The organism is Ruegeria sp. CL7 (genome assembly GCF_056536445.1).
The window spans coordinates 849,206-865,166 of record NZ_JBQFPQ010000001.1 but is presented as its reverse complement, the minus strand read 5'-3'; the positions used below and the strand labels follow the sequence as shown (position 1 = coordinate 865,166).

The following is a 15,961-nucleotide window of genomic DNA, read 5'->3' as shown; positions in this document are numbered from 1 at the left end:
AAAAATAACTCAGTGGCGAGTGCTGGTTTAAGGTAACCATATCAAATCATCGCCGCAAATTTCGAAATCTTACCTAGACGCCCAGTCATGCCCCTCCGCCTCGCCACCCTCTCCCTTCTGATCCTCTACCCCATCGCATGGTTCGCCCCGCTGATGCGCGCGGGGTTCCTGCCGATCTTCGGCCTCAGCGAAATCAGTGTCATCACCGGGCTGCAATCCTTGTGGAAATCCGACGTCTTCCTCGCGCTGATCGTCACCATATTCGCGCTCTTCGCCCCGTATATCAAAACCATCGGCACCGCGCTGATCCAATGGAACCTGCTGGATGCCCGCGTCCAACCTGCGCTCAATATCCTTGGCAAGCTGGCCATGGCCGACATTTTCCTGATCGCGCTTTACATCACTTTGGCCAAGGGCATCTCATACGCCACCATCGAGACGGCATGGGGTCTCTACCTGTTCACGGCCTGCATTTTGGCTTCGATCGCACTGGGTCATATTACAGAGATGACATCCACTTCACGAAAAGCTCAGACCTAATTGATTGAAAACACAAATCTAAGTATCATCTTTATATTTCGAGCAGCAGTGTTTTGTAGTTTTCGGGTCCGCAGCGGATCGTACGCAATCGTTTGATCACCTTCCGCTTTGGCCCGGTGTGTTCCGGTTTGAAGAAGGAGTACGACGATCATGGCCGCCCTCCACAGTATTACATTGCAATTTCAGAATGCCTTTTTAAGACTGACTTTTTTCCTGATCTGTTTGGCGGCCTTGTTGGCCGTTTCAGCCACATTGTTATCCGCTTTGGGCGTATTGCCCTGGCTCTCGATGCAGGCCGGATTTGGCGAGGCACCGGCAAAGGATGCCGGCATGTTCATCCAGATTGGCTTGGCAGCGCTGATTCTCATGCTGGCGTTTTACCTGCCGGCCAATGCCCGAATGATGGCGCTGGAAAACAACCACCGCAAATTTGCGCTCAATATGCATGACATCGCGGACGCGTATCAAATGGCCCATGCCGCCGATCGCGGCGGGCTATTCATGATGTCGTCCGAGTTTGACGCCGTCAAGGAACGCATGGGGTTTCTGCGCCAGCACCCCGACCTGCAATCACTCGAGCCCGAGATCCTGGAACTGGCCGCGCAGATGAGCCAGATCAGTCAGGAACTGGCCCGGACCTATGGCGATGCGCAGGTCGAACGCGCGCGGATGTTCCTGCAACAACGGCAGGAAGAGATCGAACTGTTTCAACAGCGTCTGGAAGAGGCGCAGGTCATCCAGAACGAATTGCGTCAATGGACGCGGGATGTGGAAATGGAAGAGACGATCGCCAGGTCGCAACTTACCCGCTTGCGGGATGAACTGTTCGAGCTTCTGCCCGAATTGTCGACCCAACTGCACACACCGCGCAAAAATGGCACCTCAAAGGCATCCAGCGTGGTTGCAATGTCGCCCCTTCGACCGGCGGAATAGGCGCGCCAGCGCCCGCTGCGGACGATGGCCCAACCGGGCCTGAGGCCGCAGCGCGCCATCGGCGGTGAGGAACGCCCGCAAGGGCTTGAAGAACCGCCCAAGCTCGGGCACCAAGTGCGTCATGGCAAAGACGACATCCTTCTCCTGCTCGGCCTGCGGTGCGACGCATACACGATGGTCCGGACGCTGCGACGGTTGCGGCGAATGGAACACCATCGTTCAGGACGCGCCCATATCGACTGGCCCGGCCAGAAAATCCCTCGGCGGCAAACGCGGCCAGTCCATCGCACTCGCGGATCTGTCCACCGAGGAAACACCGCCGCCCCGCACCCTCTGCGGGGTCGAGGAGCTGGACCGTGTTCTGGGCGGCGGGCTGGTCCCGGCCTCCGCCCTGTTGGTGGGAGGAGACCCCGGCATCGGGAAATCGACCCTGCTGCTGCAAGCCGCAGCGCGTTTCGCGCGTGCGGGCGTGAAAACCATCTATGTCTCGGGCGAAGAAGCCAGCGCACAGGTGCGTATGCGCGCCCGCCGTCTTGGGCTTGAGGACGCCCCCGTTCAACTTGCCGCCGAAACCAACCTGCGCGACATCCTCACGACGCTGGAAGCCGAAAAACCAGGCCTGGCCATCATCGATTCGATTCAGACGATGTGGGCAGACAATGTCGACAGCGCACCCGGTTCCGTATCACAAGTCCGGGCCGCGGCCCATGAACTGACCACGTTTGCGAAACGGCACGGTGTTTCGATCATCATGGTTGGCCACGTCACCAAGGAAGGCCAGATCGCGGGCCCTCGCGTGGTCGAACACATGGTTGATACCGTCCTATATTTCGAGGGCGAGCGCGGCCATCAGTTCCGCATCCTGCGCGCGGTTAAGAACCGCTTTGGGCCAGCGGACGAAATCGGCGTGTTCGAAATGACCGGCAAGGGTCTGGCGCAAGTGACCAACCCCTCGGCCCTGTTCCTGTCCGAACGTGGCAGGCCAAGCCCCGGCTCTGCAGTTTTTGCGGGCATTGAAGGCACCCGACCCGTGCTGGTCGAATTGCAGGCTCTGGTCGCACCCTCGCCCCACTCACAGCCCCGCCGCACCGTTGTTGGGTGGGACAGCGGGCGGTTGGCAATGATCCTTGCGGTGCTCGAGGCCCGCTGCGGCATTCCCTTTGCCGGGCTCGACGTCTATCTCAACGTTGCCGGAGGTTTGAAAGTGAGCGAACCCGCCGCCGATCTGGCTGTGGCTGCCGCCCTTCTCAGTGCCCGAGAAGACACAGCATTGCCCGCCGACACGGTCGTATTCGGAGAAATCTCGCTGTCCGGGGCACTTAGACCGGCCCCACAGACCGAAAACAGGTTGAAAGAAGCGCAAAAACTTGGTTTCACGGCGGCAATTGCTCCGGCTGGTGGCAAAACCGGCACTGTGGCAGGTCTGACACTCACCCGACCCTCTGATTTGGTGGGGTTTGTTGGCGAAACCTTCGGAGCAGGTTAAAGTCGCGCCCCGAGGGGCAGAAAAAGAACAGGCGAGGGCCATGGAAGGTTTTACAATAATTGACGGGGTCGTCGCCCTGATCATCGTGCTGTCGGGCTTGCTGGCCTACTCACGTGGCTTCATGCGCGAAGTTCTGGCCATTGCAGGCTGGGTCGCGGCGGCCGTTCTGGCATTCATCTTTGCCCCACAGGCTGTGCCGCTGGTCAAAGAAATCCCTGTGGTCGGAGATTTCCTGCGCGACAGTTGTGAACTGTCGGTGATCACCGGCTTTGCAGCCGTCTTTGCCGTGGCTTTGATTGTGGTCAGTATCTTCACACCGCTGTTTTCATCGCTGGTGCAGCGCTCGGCATTGGGCGGTCTGGATCAGGCGCTGGGGCTGTTCTTCGGCATCGCGCGCGGCATTCTGCTGGTTGCAATCGCCTTCTTTGTCTATGATACGGTCATGACCGGCCAGTCCTATACAATCGTGGACGAAAGCCGCTCGGCCAAAGTGTTCGAGCAGTTCAGCAGCCAGATTGAAGAGCAAAACCCCGAAGCCGCTCTGGGTTGGGTGACTGCACAATACGAAGAACTGGTCGCCAGCTGCACGGCAGGAAACGAACAACCCGAAACCACAGCACCAACTGACGGGTAATCATGGGGTGCATTGCGTAATGAAAGCCCGGCACTGTCCGGGCTTTTTCGATTCAAACATACCCTTCCCCGCCACAGACCGTGCAGCGGATCGTTTTCAGCCCAAAACACCCGTCGCATCGGCTGGAGATCGGTTTGCCAAGAATATCCCGGCTTTTGACAACTTCGCCCGCCCCGTTGCAGATCTGACAGGGCGCCCGGCCCATTCCCCGGCACCTGTGGCACCGTTGTTTGATCCGGTCCTGCTTCTTTTGAGGTTTATGTTGCCACATTCCGGCCCTTTGCGTGCTTCACCCATCCTGTTTTGCACATATTAATTGGCATGACAGCACATTTGATTGCACATGTCATCTTCTTCCTGACCCTGCCCCGATCCGCGAAATCCCGACCTGCGGCAATAGGTGAGTGTGATCCTTTGATGACAGCCACGCCATTAGGCATTATGTGGAGGCCAACCCGCCACGGAATCGGAGCCACCGATCTTGTTCTTTCTGTTCGAATGCGCGCTGGTCGTTGTGATGGTCGCCCTATTGGCGTCGTTGTCGCCTGCCACCAAACCGACCGCACGCGCCTTGCAGAGGATCCGATGCCGAACGGCGGTCAACCCTCAGGTCAAATCGTCATAGAAGTTGGAGCCCCTTAAATGTGTGGGATTTTGGGAATCGCAAGCCGGACACATGATGTGTTTGCCGAAATCTATGACGGGCTGCTGATGTTGCAGCACCGGGGTCAGGATGCCTCAGGGATCGTGACCTACAACGGCGAATTCTTCCGGGAAAAGAAGGCCAACGGTCTGGTAAAGGATGTGTTCAACGCCCAGGATGCAGAAACCCTGTTGGGTCGTGTGGGCATGGGGCATGTGCGCTATCCGACGGCGGGGTCCCTCAGCGCGGCCGAGGCGCAGCCCTTTTTCGTGAACGCCCCTTACGGCATCTATCTGGTTCACAACGGCAACATCACCAACACCGCCGAACAGCGCGAAAAGGTTACCGGCAAATACAGCCGTCACCTGCGCACCACGTCAGACTCTGAAATCCTTCTGAACGTGCTGGCCGACAAAGTGGCGGACGCGATCAAGGTGAATGGCAACGGCGAACCCATCCGCAATCTGTTTGCCGGTGTGAAGATGACGATGGAACGCGTTCAGGGCGCCTATTCCGTGATCTGTCTGGTCGCGGGTGTCGGTATGTTGGCCTTCCGCGATCCGTTTGGTATTCGCCCACTTTCGGTCGCCAAACGCGAAGTGGACGGAGACGGTGATGATTACGCCTTTGCCTCGGAAGACGTGGCCTTTGGCATCAACGGCTTTGAAAAGCTGCGTGATCTTCGCCCGGGTGAGGCGATCCTGATCGATCTGGACGGCAATATGCACGAGTTTCAGGCGGTCGAAGGCAAGCTGACACCCTGCATATTCGAGTATGTCTACCTGGCGCGCCCGGATTCTTTGCTGGACGGTGTTTCGGTTTACAAGACGCAGATGCGCATGGGCCAGACGCTGGCGAAACAGATTCAGGACTCGGGGCTGGAAATCGATCGGATCATCCCGGTGCCCGACAGCGCCCGCCCCGTGGCCCTGGAAGCCGCAAAGATCACCGGCATCCCCTATCGCGAAGGGCTGGTGAAAAACCGCTATGTCGGGCGTACGTTCATCATGCCGGGTCAGGCGGAACGGCAGAAATCCGTTCGCCGCAAGCTGAATGCCGTGCCGCTGGAATTCGACGGCCATAGTGTTCTGCTGATCGACGATTCCATCGTACGGGGCAACACCATCAAGAAGATCGTTCAGATGTGCCGCGATGCCGGGGCCAAGAAGGTCTATGTCGCCAGCGCCTCGCCGCCGGTGAAATACCCCAATGTCTACGGTATAGACATGCCAACCAAGGCCGAACTGATCGCGAACGGCAAGGAAATCGAAGAGATCCGCGAAGAACTGGGTGCCGACGCCCTGTTCTATCAGCACCTGGAAGATCTGATCTGGGCCGCCAAGGAGGGCAATCCCGAGATCGAAGCCTTCGACTGTTCCTGTTTTGACGGCAAGTACATCACGGGCAGCGTCAGCGAAGGTTATCTGGACAATCTGGAGAACAGCAGCCGTGTCAGCCAGAAGCGCGCCGACATGCAGGTTCCGGGCGAGTCTTGGAACGCGGCGAAACTGGCCTCGGGCTGAGCGGACGAAACGGGACTGACACAGTCAGTTTTCCATTCTGAAAAGCGAATCAAAACGGCGGAACATCCCGGCCAACCGATAGCTGTCGACCGGCTTGATTGCTGTCATGGGATGTGAATGAGTGGAAATCTGCCACAACCAGTCGGCGAATTCCACGCAATCACAAGGGCTTTTTTCAAGGGCGCCAAATCGTGATGACACCTGTCCGTGCAGCGCTTTTGTTCGCTTGAGCGTTTTGCTATCTGGCCGCGACCACTCACTCAAAAAGGGGTCCGGGCCACAGCCCGGTCCGCGGATCATGTCAAACGCCAAAGTCCAAAGCGCGGCCACACAGCGGGGCGCGCTGAAGAAGAATTCCGTCTCGGTTCTGGGCGTATTCGGGCCGAAAGCGGATATGCGCGCCCTGATGCGCCTGTCATCAGGCCGCGTGAAAGAAGTAAAACCCGGAAGCCGCGTTGCCTCGGGCACAGTTATCGCGATTGATGAGCATGGCATAATGCTGCGACAAAGCGGCCAGACCCGGCGTATCGCCATCCCCGGCGGCTGATCACATCTTGACGCCCCGCGCGCGGGGGTTCAAACCGCAGGCATGACCGATACGACCAAAATCGCCCTGATAACCGGGGCATCGCGCGGGCTGGGCGCTGCCCTGGCCGAAGCGCTGGCGCCCGAATACCACATTGTCGCCGTCGCCCGGACCACTGGCGGGCTGGAAGAACTGGACGATCGCATCAAGGCCAAGGGTGGCTCTGCCACGCTGGCACCGATGGACATCACTGATCCGAACGCGATGGCAACCCTGTGCCGCGGGATTCATGACCGTTGGGGCAAGGTGGATTTGTGGCTGCATACGGCCATTCACACTTCGGCGCTGACACCGGTACATTTCGTTGACCCCAAGGAATGGACCAAGGCAGTCAACACGAATGCAAACGCAACCTCGGTCCTGATCCCATATGTCGCGCCGCTGCTGGGTGAAAACGGCCACGCGGTGTTTTTCGATGACCCGAAAGCCGGTCACAAGTTCTATGGCATCTATGGTGCCACCAAGGCCGCGCAAATGGCGCTGGCCCGCAGTTGGGCGGCCGAGACCGAACGCACCGGTCCGCGCGTTTCGATCGTGGAACCAGCACCGATGCCGACCGCCGTGCGTGCCCGGTTCCACCCGGGCGAAGATCGCGATGCACTGACGAGCACCGCAGATGAAGCTGCGCGGATCCTGGCGCTGCTTTAGGAAATGGCCCTGACGGGCCATGCCTCCGGCGGGGATATTTTTAGCCAGATGAAGCTGGAATCAGGCGATATGAACGCCGTTCCGCCCGGCCAGATCGACGAAGAACTGCCACGCGACACGGCCTGAACGCGATCCGCGCGTGGCCTGCCATTCAATTGCTTCGGCGCGCAGGATTTCGGCATCGACCGAAACGCCATAGGCGGCACAATAGCGGTCGATCATGGCAAGATATTCGTCCTGATCGCAGGGGTGGAATCCCAGCCACAGACCGAAGCGGTCGGACAGTGATACCTTTTCCTCGACCGCCTCTGACGGGTTGATGGCGCTGGAGCGTTCGTTTTCAATCATGTCCCGCGGCATCAGGTGGCGGCGGTTCGAGGTCGCGTAGAACACCACGTTTTCCGGGCGACCTTCAATACCGCCATCCAGAACGGCCTTGAGCGATTTGTAATGCTGGTCATCGTGACTGAACGAGAGGTCGTCGCAAAACAGGATGAACCGATAAGGCGCCGTGCGCAGGTGGTTCAGCAGACGCGCGACCGAGGCCATATCCTCGCGCTGTAGTTCCACAAGCTTCAGGTCAGGATGATCTGCGCTCAACGTGCCGTGGACGGCCTTTACGAGGCTGGATTTGCCCATCCCGCGCGCGCCCCACAACAGTGCATTGTTTGCCTTGTAGCCGGCCGCGAAGCGGCGGGTGTTGTCAAGTAACGTGTCGCGCGACCGATTTATGCCGACCAGCAGATCCAGATCGACGCGATTGATCTGTTCGACCGGTTCCAGGCGTTCCGGTTCCACATGCCAGACAAAGGCAGGGGCCGCATTGAAATCCGGTGTGGCCAAAGGCGCCGGCGCCATGCGCTCCAACGCGGCAGCAATACGGTTCAGGGCTTGGTCGTCCATCGGCTTCTCCGGTCAGATACGGATCGGTTCAAAGCATGTTCTGATTGGCGCAACAAGGCCCGCGAACGAAAAAGGCGCGCCCGAACGGGGCGCGCCTCGGCTGTTGTTTCAGCAGGTTACTTGTCGTCTTCGAATTCCCGCATCAGATCTTCGTCCGCTTCGGCTTCTTCATCGTCGTAGTAACCTTCAGCCCGCAACTGCTCTTCCCGCTTCCTTTCAACCCGGGCCACCAGGAAGATCGAAATCTCATAAAGGCCATAGACCACCACAAAAAGGATAATCTGCGTGATCACGTCAGGAGGCGTCACGATCGCCGCCAGCACCAGAATGCCGACCACCGCATATTTGCGCACGGCCCCCAGACCCTCAGAGCTGACCAGACCTGCCTTGCCCATGAGGGTCAGAAGAACCGGCAATTGGAAGCACAGCCCAAAGGCCACGATGAACTTGATCGTCAGGTTCAGGTATTCCTGTGCCGAACCCTGAAACACCACGCTCAGCGGTGCAGCCGTTGCGCCATCGGCCACGGCTTCGCCTTCAGCGCCGAATTGCTGGAACCCAAGGAAGAAGTCATAGGCCAGGGGCGTGACGACATAGAAAGCAAAGCTGGCGCCCAGAAGGAACATGAAGGGCGAAGCCAGCATGAAGGGCAGAAACGCATTCTTCTCTGACTTGTAGAGGCCCGGAGCCACAAAGCGCCACATCTGCATCCCGATATAGGGAAACGCCAGAATGAAGCCCCCCAAAAGCGAAACCTTGATCGCGACAAAGAACCCTTCCTGCGGCGAGATGAAGATCAGGCCGCAATCCTGTCCGCGCTCGGTCAGGACCTCACACAAAGGGTTGGTCAGAAAATTGAAGATCGGCGTGGCCACCGTAAAGCAGATGATCATCCCGACCAGAAAAGCCACGACGCAGTGGATCAACCGCGTACGCAGCTCGGCCAGGTGCTCGATCAATGGGGCCGAGGTATCTTCGATCTCGTCGGTCTTGGTCATGTTTCGCCTTCAGTCTTCAGCGCCGCTTCGGCTTCTTCGGCCTTGGCCAGGGCCTCGGCAGCTTCCTTGGCCTTGCGCTCGGCGGCAGCGCGGGCCGTTGAGGCCTGAATTTTCTTGGCCTGTTCGGCTCGCTCGGCTGCCAGTTTACCGGTTTCGCTGTCAGGATCGAACTTGGTGGGATCCATGCTTTTTGCCATATCCTGCGCGGCTTGTTTCACGCCGTCCATGGCCGAACCAACCGGATTCGCGGCGGCGTTGAGACCTTTCTTGATCTCGTTCACACCGGCCTGATCGGCAGCCTCGTTCATGGCGCTGCTGAATTCGCGTGCCATGCCACGGGCCTTGCCGACAAACCGCCCGACATTGCGGAACAAAACCGGCAGGTCCTTCGGCCCGACAACGATCAAGGCGACAATGCCGATGACCAGAAGTTCGGTCCAGCCCAGATCAAACATCTGCGCTTACGCCTTGTCTTTCTCGGTTTCAGGCGTCACGTCCTTGGCCAGTTCCGACGCGTCCTGTTCCAGTTCTTCCGAACCGTCCTTCACACCCTTCTTGAACGCGGTGATGCCTTTGCCGACTTCGCCCATCAGCGAGCTGATCTTGCCGCGACCAAACAGAACCAGAACCACAACGGCGATCAGCAGAAGACCGGGAAGGCCAATATTGTTCAGCATCTCATTTCTCCTTTTTCATCGGCGCCCTTGTGCGCCGGGAATATGAACTGGATCCGTGTTTACGCCGCCAGGCCCTGTCCCAAAAGGGATCCGGCACAGATTGAGGGCGAAAATTGACCTCATCTGCAAAAAACTATGGGCTCGCATTTTCCAACTGACAGGTTTATGTCAGTTGGAAGTGGCTAGAACGATGGCATCGAAACCTGGTCAACGGAGACTCACATGACCCATGTTGCTGAAATCGTCACCTTCACTCTTGCCAACGGCACCACCCCTGAAGAGTTCGTAAAGCTCAGCAAGGCATCCGAAGCCTTTGTTCGCAGCGCACCTGGCTTTGCCCATCGACAGCTCAGCCAGGGCGCAGACGGCCGCTGGACTGACTATGTCGTCTGGACGGACATGAAGGCCGCGCAGGACGCTGCGGCACAGTTCCCGCAACAGGAATGTGCAGCAGGCATGATGGCGGCCATCAACCCTGAAAGCGTTCAGATGCGCCATGAGGCTGTATTATGGAACATGACTGCCTAGGCGCGGTCCGGACGGCGTGTCATGCGCCGAACTGACCGCCTGTTCGATATCATCCAGATCCTGCGCGACGGAAAACTGCACCGCGCGCAGGACATCGCGGACCGGCTCGAGGTGTCGGTCCGTACCATCTATCGCGACATGGACACGCTGGTCGCCTCGGGTGTTCCTGTCGAAGGAGAGCGGGGTGTGGGTTACATGGTGCGCGAGCAGATCACCCTGCCGCCGCTGAATCTGACCCCGGCCGAGCTTGAGGCCCTGAACCTCGGCATGGCGATCGTGGCCGAAGCCGCAGATCCAGACCTGAAAGCCGCCGCGAACTCTCTGGCAGACAAGATCGATGCCGTCCTGCCCACACAGGTTGTGGCCGAAGCCGATAGCTGGAAATTCGCGGTCTACCCTTTTGCAGATGCAGCCCGCGGGCTTGCACATATGGCTCCGATCCGCGCGGCCATCAAATCACGCCAAAAGCTTCGGCTGTCCTACCGCCGCATTGACGGCGTTCTGACTGAACGCACAATCCGTCCCTTGCATATGGAATACTGGGGACGGATCTGGACACTTACCGCATGGTGCGAATTGCGAAACGGTTTCCGTGTCTTCCGTATCGACCTGATCGAATCCGTCTCGCCGCTGCCAGAGATCTTCGCAGACGAGCCAGGAAAACGCCTGAGCGACTACGACCCAAACGCCTGAGCGACTACGACCCAAACGCCTGAGCGACTACGACCCAAACGCCTGACAGGCAGCCGTATTCAGAAGTGTTTCGGGCAGAGGCACAGCCCGAAACGAGCGATGTATCATTTCAGGTAGGGATCTGGATCCACTGATTCAAACCCTTTGCGCACCTCGAAATGCACATAGGCATCGTCTCCGCCCCTCAACTGCGCCAGCTTTTGTCCACGGCGTACACGATTCCCTTTTTTGACGGTGATGCCATCAACATTGGCATAGACCGTCAGCAGATCGTTTTTGTGTTTGACCACGATGATCGGAACCTGATCCGCGTCCGCGGTAATCGCCGCTACGGTTCCGGCCTCAGCCGCGGTGACGGCTGTGCCGGGGGCCGCAGCGATGTCGATACCTTCGTTCTTGCCCTTTTTATAGCCGCGGATGATGGTGCCGCTGACCGGCAGGGACAGGGCCGTAGATCGCGTGTTTGTCGGGGCTTCGGCCGTCACATCAGGGGCTTCAGCGCGCGGCGCGACCTTTTCGTCGGGCAAGGGCTGCGTGGCACTTGGAGGCGTCGGCGTCGGCGACCCCTGCCCCGGCTCCGTTACCTCGGTGGCCGCAACCGGTGCCGTTGCAGCAGCGCTTTGACGTGGCGCGGATTGGTTCTTGACCGGGATCAACAGAAACTGACCTTCACGCACGGTGAAGTCGGACCCCAGGCCGTTCCATTCCGCCAGCGATTCCACCGGAACCTGATAGAGGCGCGAAATTGTGTACGCCGTTTCGCCGCGCTTGACCTTGTGGCGGACAGGTTCCGGCCCGCTTGCGACGGGCGCCGGGGCTGGCTTGGCGGGCTCCAGCGTCGTCGTCCGGACGCCCCCCGTTTCAGGGGCCTGATCAATGGCGGCTCCGGCAACTGATGCGATATCTACGCCACTGCCTGCACCTACCGAACGCGGCAAGGCCAGAACTTCGCCCTCTCGCAGGGTATCGCTTGTCTGAAGGCCGTTGAACCGCGACAGCTCACCCTCGGGCAGGCCGACACGCGCGGCAACATCGCGCACCGTGTCGCCGCGTCGGGCCACGACAACCTGGTAGTTCGGATAGGTTATCACCCCCCGGCTGTCGGGCGACGGGCGCGACGTTGTTGCCGACTGCACTGCATCAGTGGTCGAAAATCCGCCGACCTGACCGCGCAGGTCGTAATCCAGTGGCCCCTCACACCCGGCCAGAATGGCCAGAGCGGCCACTCCGGTCGCGCAGCGACGCATAGCTGATTTGGATACTGCACTCATAATACTGTCCTCAACGCCCGCCCCTGTTGTCCGGGGTTCCGGCGACCAAATTTATCAAGCCTGTTACGCCTCGTCCTTGCCAAGCCCCTCAAGCAGAGGCACGAAACGGACCGACGTCAATTCTTCATAGTCCAGGCCGGCCTCGGTGCGCGTTACTTTGATCAACTGCTGCACCGTGTCCGACTGACCCACGGGTAATACCATAATACCCCCGATTTTCAGCTGCGCCAAGAGCGGTCCCGGAGGGTCTTCGGCTGCGGCCGTCACGATGATCCGATCAAACGGAGCCTGTTCCGGCAAGCCAAAGGATCCATCCGACAACATGGCCGTGATATTCGTAAGCCCCAGATCGGCAAAAAGCTTCCCTGTCTCGCTGACCAGCCGCCGATGGCGTTCGACCGTATAGACCCTGCGCGCCAGTTTCGACAGGATTGCGGCCTGGTAACCTGACCCGGTTCCGATCTCGAGCACGGTATCGCGCGGCCGAACGTCCAGTGCCTGCGTCATGAGACCAACGACCGACGGCTGACTGATCGTCTGACCGCAGGAGATCGGCAATGGCATGTCCTCGTAAGCGCGATCTGCGAACAGGCCGGTGACAAAGCGGCCCCGATCAACCTGTTCCATTGCCTCCAGAACGCGCGCATCCGTGACCCCCCGTTTGCGCAGGGCAAACAGGAACTGCATCACGGTTTCCGGGTCCAGTCCGCTCATTCGACCGCCTTCAATGCCTCCAGCATGTCATATGCGGTCAAGTCGGCGCGCATCGGTGTAACCGAGATATAGCCTTCGAGATTGACCGCAGCATCCGTTCCCGGCGCAGTCGGGTTATGCTGATAGCCACCCTTGATCCACAGGAACCGCCGCCCCGAGGGCGAGCTGTGCGGCTCGACCGTAAAATGCGTGTCGCGCCGGAACCCCTGCGCGGCAACGCGCGTACCGCGCACCTCATCTGCCGGAACAGGGGGGAAGTTCACGTTGTAAAACAGGCGGTAATCGCCCTGCTCGACCGGGGTTGCATCCAGAATACGCCGGACCAGATGGGCCCCGAACCGCGCGGCAGCCTCGAACGGGTCGTCCAGCCCCAGATTTTGCGGGCCGAAATACTGTGACAGAGCAATCGCAGGAACCCCCTGCAGCGCCGCTTCCATCGCGCCGCCGATAGTGCCCGAATAAAGCGTGTTCTCGGCCGAGTTGTTGCCCCGGTTCACGCCGGACAGGACCAGATCCGGCGGGCAGTCTGACATCACGTCATGCAGCCCCGCCAACACACAATCCGCAGGCGACCCTTCCGCCGCATAACGCCGTTCGCCCAACTTGGCGATCATCGTGGGATGGGTATAGCTGATGCAATGCCCAACACCCGATTGTTCAAAGGCGGGCGCGACCACCCAGACCTCACCATCCGGACCTGCCAGTTCGGCAGCGATCGCCTCCAGCGTGATCAAGCCCGGAGCGTTGATCCCGTCATCATTGGTCAGAAGAATACGCATGTGCCCGATTTACCCCCGCGTTTGGCCCTTGATAGACCCAGCCCCGCGATGCGGCAAGCGACGCGACCCTGCAATCTGAGGCTTTCGCGCACCACTTGCACGGAAATCGAGAGGTTAACTCTGCGCCTCGGGGAAAACGAAACATTTGTCGCGACGAATGGTCAGCCACATGACACGGCCCGGATTGGGCACAAAGACATTGGGGACCGTCGCCCTGAGAATCGAGCCGTCGTAGTCCATGCGAAACTCGACCAGGCTTTCGTTTCCCAGAAAACGCGCGCGCTCGACCACGCCCCGCGCGGCAACGCCATCAGTTGCGGTCGGCAGCGGGCCCTTGCCGTTACGGTCGAAATCCAGTTTGACATGCTGGGGGCGAAATACGATCTCGACATCCGTTCCATCCGGAATACCCGGTGCCAGAAACTGGCCGAACGGCGTGTCTGCCAGCGCTCCGTTCACCTGCGCCCGCAACACGTTGACATCACTGAAAAAGGCCACGGCAGCCTTGTCCGCCGGCCGGGTATAGACATTGTATGGCGCGCCCTGCTGGACGATCTTGCCGCGCCGCATCAGCGCGATCTCATCCGCCATCCGCATCGCCTCTTCCGGTTCATGCGTGACCAGCAGAACGGCCGCATCCTCTTCCTTGAGAATGGACAGCGTCTCATCCCGAATACCGTCGCGCAGACGGTTGTCGAGACCCGAAAAGGGCTCGTCCATCAGCATGATCCGAGGCCGTGGCGCCAAAGCGCGGGCCAGGGCCACACGTTGTTGCTCGCCGCCAGACAGCTGATGTGGGAACCCGTCGATGAACCGCATCAGGTCCACTTTGCGCAAAAGCTCTTCGACCCGGGCTCGTTTTTCGTCCTTGCTGCCTTTCAGGCCAAAGGCCACGTTGTTGGCCACGCTCAGATGAGGAAACAGCGCAAAGTCCTGAAACATCAACCCGATCTCGCGCCGTTCCGGGGGCACCCGAAACACGGTGTCGCAGATCAGTTTGCCATCGACGTAAATCTCGCCCGTGTCCTGCATCTCGACCCCGGCAATCATGCGCAGGGTGGTGGATTTCCCGCAACCTGACGGCCCCAGCAAACAGGTCACCTTGCCGGCCTGCACCGTCAATGACACGTCATCCACAACGACCCGCCCTTCGAACCGGCGAACAATGTTGCGAATTTCCAGACGCGGAGGAGTTGCGTTACCTGTCACCGATGGACCCCATTGCCTTTCCCGATCAAATCCATCGGGCTTGGGCGGGGATAGCAACCCCGCTCTTCAGGTGCAAGAGATCAGCAGCAACCGCCGGATGATGCGGTTTCGCCTGTTGCCTCGAACGGGCTTTCGCCGCCGCAGCCTTCGAAAATGCCGAAATGGGTGGAAAAATCGCCGATAAAGTCGAAATGGCGGGCAAACCGCGTGTCCCGCAGCATCATCCAGGTATTGCCGCAGACCGGAAAGACCTTGCCGGCTTCGATGACATGGTGATCGTCCAGAACAAACGCATGCGGCGCGTTGGGAACGGTGCCTTTGTAGACCACCGCCTGGCCGTAATCCTCGCAGGCCGGTTCCAGCTCCGGCAGCTTGAACAGACGGTAGGTCGCCGACAGGAATCTGAGCGGGGCAACACGATCCTCCAGCGCAGGATTCTCGATGGTCAGCGGGCGGTGCGTCACCCGGCGCGGATCACCGAAACCTGCCTTGCGCGCCATCGACAGGAAATCATTCCAGTACAATGCACCCGACAGACATTCGCCATACAGAACCTCATCCGCGGCCATCGCCTGCGGGACACGGCGGTCGGCATAGACGTCCGAGAAATACATCTCGCCGCCTTCTTTCAGCAACCGATGCGCGCCGCGCAGCACGGCATCCTTGTCGGTCGCCAGGTTGATGACGCAGTTCGAGACGATGATGTCGAACGATCCGGGTTCCAGATCCAGTTCCTCCAGCGTCTCGATATAGCCGTGATGGAATTCCACATTGCTTTTGGCGTGCCCAAAGGCTTGGACGTGATAGTCCTGATGCGCGCGGGCAACGTCCAGTTGTTCGGGCGTCATGTCCACACCGACGACCCGGCCCTTTTCACCAACCATGGCAGACAGCGCATAGACGTCGCGCCCCGCCCCACAGCCAAGATCGAGGATCGACATGCCCTCGAGATCCAGAGGCGCGATCAGACCGCACCCGTAATATCGGGTCAGCACATCGTCATGAATCCTGGACAAAATCCGCTTGAGATGATCCGGCATGTCGTCCGGCGTGCAACAGGCGTTGGTCTGCAAGTCCGCACTGCTTTGCAGAACTTCACCATAATAATTCCGTACCGAATCGTGTTTCATCGCTGCTTCCCCGTCATGCGTGTCTGTACGCAGCTAGTGAAGTGGCCTTGCATTCGCAATCCGGCC

19 protein-coding genes are annotated in these 15,961 nt (G+C 59.4%); 9 read left to right on the top strand and 10 right to left on the bottom strand.

Annotated features, from left to right (window positions below; all coding sequences use genetic code 11):
* Positions 1-87: 87 nt before the first annotated feature.
* The 5 genes from ACR0LI_RS04390 (at position 88) to purF (ending at position 5,759) form a co-directional block, all read left to right on the top strand.
* Complete coding sequence (locus tag ACR0LI_RS04390; protein WP_209832921.1) at positions 88-540, top strand: paraquat-inducible protein A; 453 nt, start codon at positions 88-90, stop codon at positions 538-540.
* A 150-nt stretch (positions 541-690) separates the two neighbouring features.
* Entirely contained in the window at positions 691-1,473 is a 783-nt protein-coding gene (locus ACR0LI_RS04385; RefSeq protein WP_480718066.1) for a DNA repair protein, read from the top strand.
* Positions 1,474-1,594: 121 nt separating this feature from the next.
* A complete protein-coding gene (gene radA / locus ACR0LI_RS04380) occupies positions 1,595-2,959 on the top strand; it encodes a DNA repair protein RadA (protein ID WP_480490332.1) in 1,365 nt (454 codons plus the stop codon).
* A 40-nt stretch (positions 2,960-2,999) separates the two neighbouring features.
* On the top strand, positions 3,000-3,593 hold the full coding sequence (locus ACR0LI_RS04375) for a CvpA family protein (protein ID WP_171632054.1): 594 nt from the start codon (positions 3,000-3,002) through the stop codon (positions 3,591-3,593).
* Between the two features lie 642 nt (positions 3,594-4,235).
* The gene (purF, locus tag ACR0LI_RS04370) at positions 4,236-5,759 is read left to right on the top strand and encodes an amidophosphoribosyltransferase (RefSeq protein ID WP_171723152.1); all 1,524 of its coding nucleotides are present in this window, start codon (positions 4,236-4,238) and stop codon (positions 5,757-5,759) included.
* Positions 5,760-5,783: 24 nt separating this feature from the next.
* Here purF and ACR0LI_RS04365 read toward each other — a convergent pair whose 3' ends face one another.
* Positions 5,784-6,059, bottom strand: coding sequence for a hypothetical protein (locus ACR0LI_RS04365; RefSeq protein WP_209832917.1), 276 nt, complete (start codon positions 6,057-6,059; stop codon positions 5,784-5,786).
* On the opposite strand from ACR0LI_RS04365, the gene ACR0LI_RS04360 reads away from it, so the two are divergent.
* Both ACR0LI_RS04360 and ACR0LI_RS04355 read left to right on the top strand, forming a co-directional pair.
* Complete coding sequence (locus ACR0LI_RS04360) at positions 6,058-6,306, top strand: hypothetical protein (protein ID WP_152458171.1); 249 nt, start codon at positions 6,058-6,060, stop codon at positions 6,304-6,306. The genes ACR0LI_RS04365 and ACR0LI_RS04360 overlap by 2 nt on opposite strands.
* Positions 6,307-6,348: 42 nt before the next feature.
* Positions 6,349-6,993 carry an SDR family NAD(P)-dependent oxidoreductase gene (locus ACR0LI_RS04355; protein ID WP_171632046.1) on the top strand — a complete coding sequence of 215 codons (645 nt, stop codon included), beginning with the start codon at positions 6,349-6,351 and terminating at the stop codon, positions 6,991-6,993.
* A gap of 60 nt (positions 6,994-7,053) precedes the next feature.
* Here ACR0LI_RS04355 and ACR0LI_RS04350 read toward each other — a convergent pair whose 3' ends face one another.
* From ACR0LI_RS04350 to ACR0LI_RS04335, 4 genes are all read right to left on the bottom strand, one after another.
* The gene (locus tag ACR0LI_RS04350; protein ID WP_480718065.1) at positions 7,054-7,896 is read right to left on the bottom strand and encodes an ATP-binding protein; all 843 of its coding nucleotides are present in this window, start codon (positions 7,894-7,896) and stop codon (positions 7,054-7,056) included.
* Between the two features lie 116 nt (positions 7,897-8,012).
* Entirely contained in the window at positions 8,013-8,894 is an 882-nt protein-coding gene (tatC, locus tag ACR0LI_RS04345) for a twin-arginine translocase subunit TatC (RefSeq protein ID WP_209832913.1), read from the bottom strand.
* A complete protein-coding gene (gene tatB / locus ACR0LI_RS04340) occupies positions 8,891-9,349 on the bottom strand; it encodes a Sec-independent protein translocase protein TatB (protein ID WP_152458175.1) in 459 nt (152 codons plus the stop codon). The genes tatC and tatB overlap by 4 nt, the downstream gene beginning before the upstream one ends.
* Positions 9,350-9,355: 6 nt before the next feature.
* Positions 9,356-9,571 (bottom strand): twin-arginine translocase TatA/TatE family subunit, encoded by a 216-nt coding sequence (locus ACR0LI_RS04335; RefSeq protein ID WP_152458176.1) that lies wholly within the window; start codon positions 9,569-9,571, stop codon positions 9,356-9,358.
* A gap of 222 nt (positions 9,572-9,793) precedes the next feature.
* On the opposite strand from ACR0LI_RS04335, the gene ACR0LI_RS04330 reads away from it, so the two are divergent.
* Complete coding sequence (locus ACR0LI_RS04330; protein WP_171231525.1) at positions 9,794-10,099, top strand: hypothetical protein; 306 nt, start codon at positions 9,794-9,796, stop codon at positions 10,097-10,099.
* 21 nt (positions 10,100-10,120) lie between these two features.
* A complete protein-coding gene (locus tag ACR0LI_RS04325; protein ID WP_480490336.1) occupies positions 10,121-10,792 on the top strand; it encodes a helix-turn-helix transcriptional regulator in 672 nt (223 codons plus the stop codon).
* Positions 10,793-10,896: 104 nt separating this feature from the next.
* Here ACR0LI_RS04325 and ACR0LI_RS04320 read toward each other — a convergent pair whose 3' ends face one another.
* From ACR0LI_RS04320 to ACR0LI_RS04300, 5 genes are all read right to left on the bottom strand, one after another.
* Positions 10,897-12,063, bottom strand: coding sequence for a LysM peptidoglycan-binding domain-containing protein (locus tag ACR0LI_RS04320; protein ID WP_480718064.1), 1,167 nt, complete (start codon positions 12,061-12,063; stop codon positions 10,897-10,899).
* A gap of 63 nt (positions 12,064-12,126) precedes the next feature.
* Positions 12,127-12,777 carry a protein-L-isoaspartate(D-aspartate) O-methyltransferase gene (locus tag ACR0LI_RS04315; RefSeq protein WP_152458180.1) on the bottom strand — a complete coding sequence of 217 codons (651 nt, stop codon included), beginning with the start codon at positions 12,775-12,777 and terminating at the stop codon, positions 12,127-12,129.
* A complete protein-coding gene (surE, locus tag ACR0LI_RS04310; protein WP_480718063.1) occupies positions 12,774-13,556 on the bottom strand; it encodes a 5'/3'-nucleotidase SurE in 783 nt (260 codons plus the stop codon). The genes ACR0LI_RS04315 and surE overlap by 4 nt, the downstream gene beginning before the upstream one ends.
* 114 nt (positions 13,557-13,670) lie before the next feature.
* Positions 13,671-14,765 (bottom strand): ABC transporter ATP-binding protein, encoded by a 1,095-nt coding sequence (locus ACR0LI_RS04305; protein ID WP_480718062.1) that lies wholly within the window; start codon positions 14,763-14,765, stop codon positions 13,671-13,673.
* 80 nt (positions 14,766-14,845) lie between these two features.
* A complete protein-coding gene (locus ACR0LI_RS04300; RefSeq protein ID WP_480487756.1) occupies positions 14,846-15,895 on the bottom strand; it encodes a methyltransferase domain-containing protein in 1,050 nt (349 codons plus the stop codon).
* Positions 15,896-15,961 lie beyond the last annotated feature (66 nt).

Excerpts from the sequence above, each read along its gene's own strand:
- ACR0LI_RS04390 (WP_209832921.1), top strand. The coding sequence starts at position 88 with ATGCCCCTCCGCCTCGCCACCCTCTCCCTTCTGATCCTCTACCCCATC.
- ACR0LI_RS04385 (WP_480718066.1), top strand. The coding sequence starts at position 691 with ATGGCCGCCCTCCACAGTATTACATTGCAATTTCAGAATGCCTTTTTA.
- radA (WP_480490332.1), top strand. The coding sequence starts at position 1,595 with ATGGCAAAGACGACATCCTTCTCCTGCTCGGCCTGCGGTGCGACGCAT.
- ACR0LI_RS04375 (WP_171632054.1), top strand. The coding sequence starts at position 3,000 with ATGGAAGGTTTTACAATAATTGACGGGGTCGTCGCCCTGATCATCGTG.
- purF (WP_171723152.1), top strand. The coding sequence starts at position 4,236 with ATGTGTGGGATTTTGGGAATCGCAAGCCGGACACATGATGTGTTTGCC.
- ACR0LI_RS04360 (WP_152458171.1), top strand. The coding sequence starts at position 6,058 with ATGTCAAACGCCAAAGTCCAAAGCGCGGCCACACAGCGGGGCGCGCTG.
- ACR0LI_RS04365 (WP_209832917.1), bottom strand. The coding sequence starts at position 6,059 with ATGATCCGCGGACCGGGCTGTGGCCCGGACCCCTTTTTGAGTGAGTGG.
- ACR0LI_RS04355 (WP_171632046.1), top strand. The coding sequence starts at position 6,349 with ATGACCGATACGACCAAAATCGCCCTGATAACCGGGGCATCGCGCGGG.
- ACR0LI_RS04350 (WP_480718065.1), bottom strand. The coding sequence starts at position 7,896 with ATGGACGACCAAGCCCTGAACCGTATTGCTGCCGCGTTGGAGCGCATG.
- tatC (WP_209832913.1), bottom strand. The coding sequence starts at position 8,894 with ATGACCAAGACCGACGAGATCGAAGATACCTCGGCCCCATTGATCGAG.
- tatB (WP_152458175.1), bottom strand. The coding sequence starts at position 9,349 with ATGTTTGATCTGGGCTGGACCGAACTTCTGGTCATCGGCATTGTCGCC.
- ACR0LI_RS04335 (WP_152458176.1), bottom strand. The coding sequence starts at position 9,571 with ATGCTGAACAATATTGGCCTTCCCGGTCTTCTGCTGATCGCCGTTGTG.
- ACR0LI_RS04330 (WP_171231525.1), top strand. The coding sequence starts at position 9,794 with ATGACCCATGTTGCTGAAATCGTCACCTTCACTCTTGCCAACGGCACC.
- ACR0LI_RS04325 (WP_480490336.1), top strand. The coding sequence starts at position 10,121 with ATGCGCCGAACTGACCGCCTGTTCGATATCATCCAGATCCTGCGCGAC.
- ACR0LI_RS04320 (WP_480718064.1), bottom strand. The coding sequence starts at position 12,063 with ATGAGTGCAGTATCCAAATCAGCTATGCGTCGCTGCGCGACCGGAGTG.
- ACR0LI_RS04315 (WP_152458180.1), bottom strand. The coding sequence starts at position 12,777 with ATGAGCGGACTGGACCCGGAAACCGTGATGCAGTTCCTGTTTGCCCTG.
- surE (WP_480718063.1), bottom strand. The coding sequence starts at position 13,556 with ATGCGTATTCTTCTGACCAATGATGACGGGATCAACGCTCCGGGCTTG.
- ACR0LI_RS04300 (WP_480487756.1), bottom strand. The coding sequence starts at position 15,895 with ATGAAACACGATTCGGTACGGAATTATTATGGTGAAGTTCTGCAAAGC.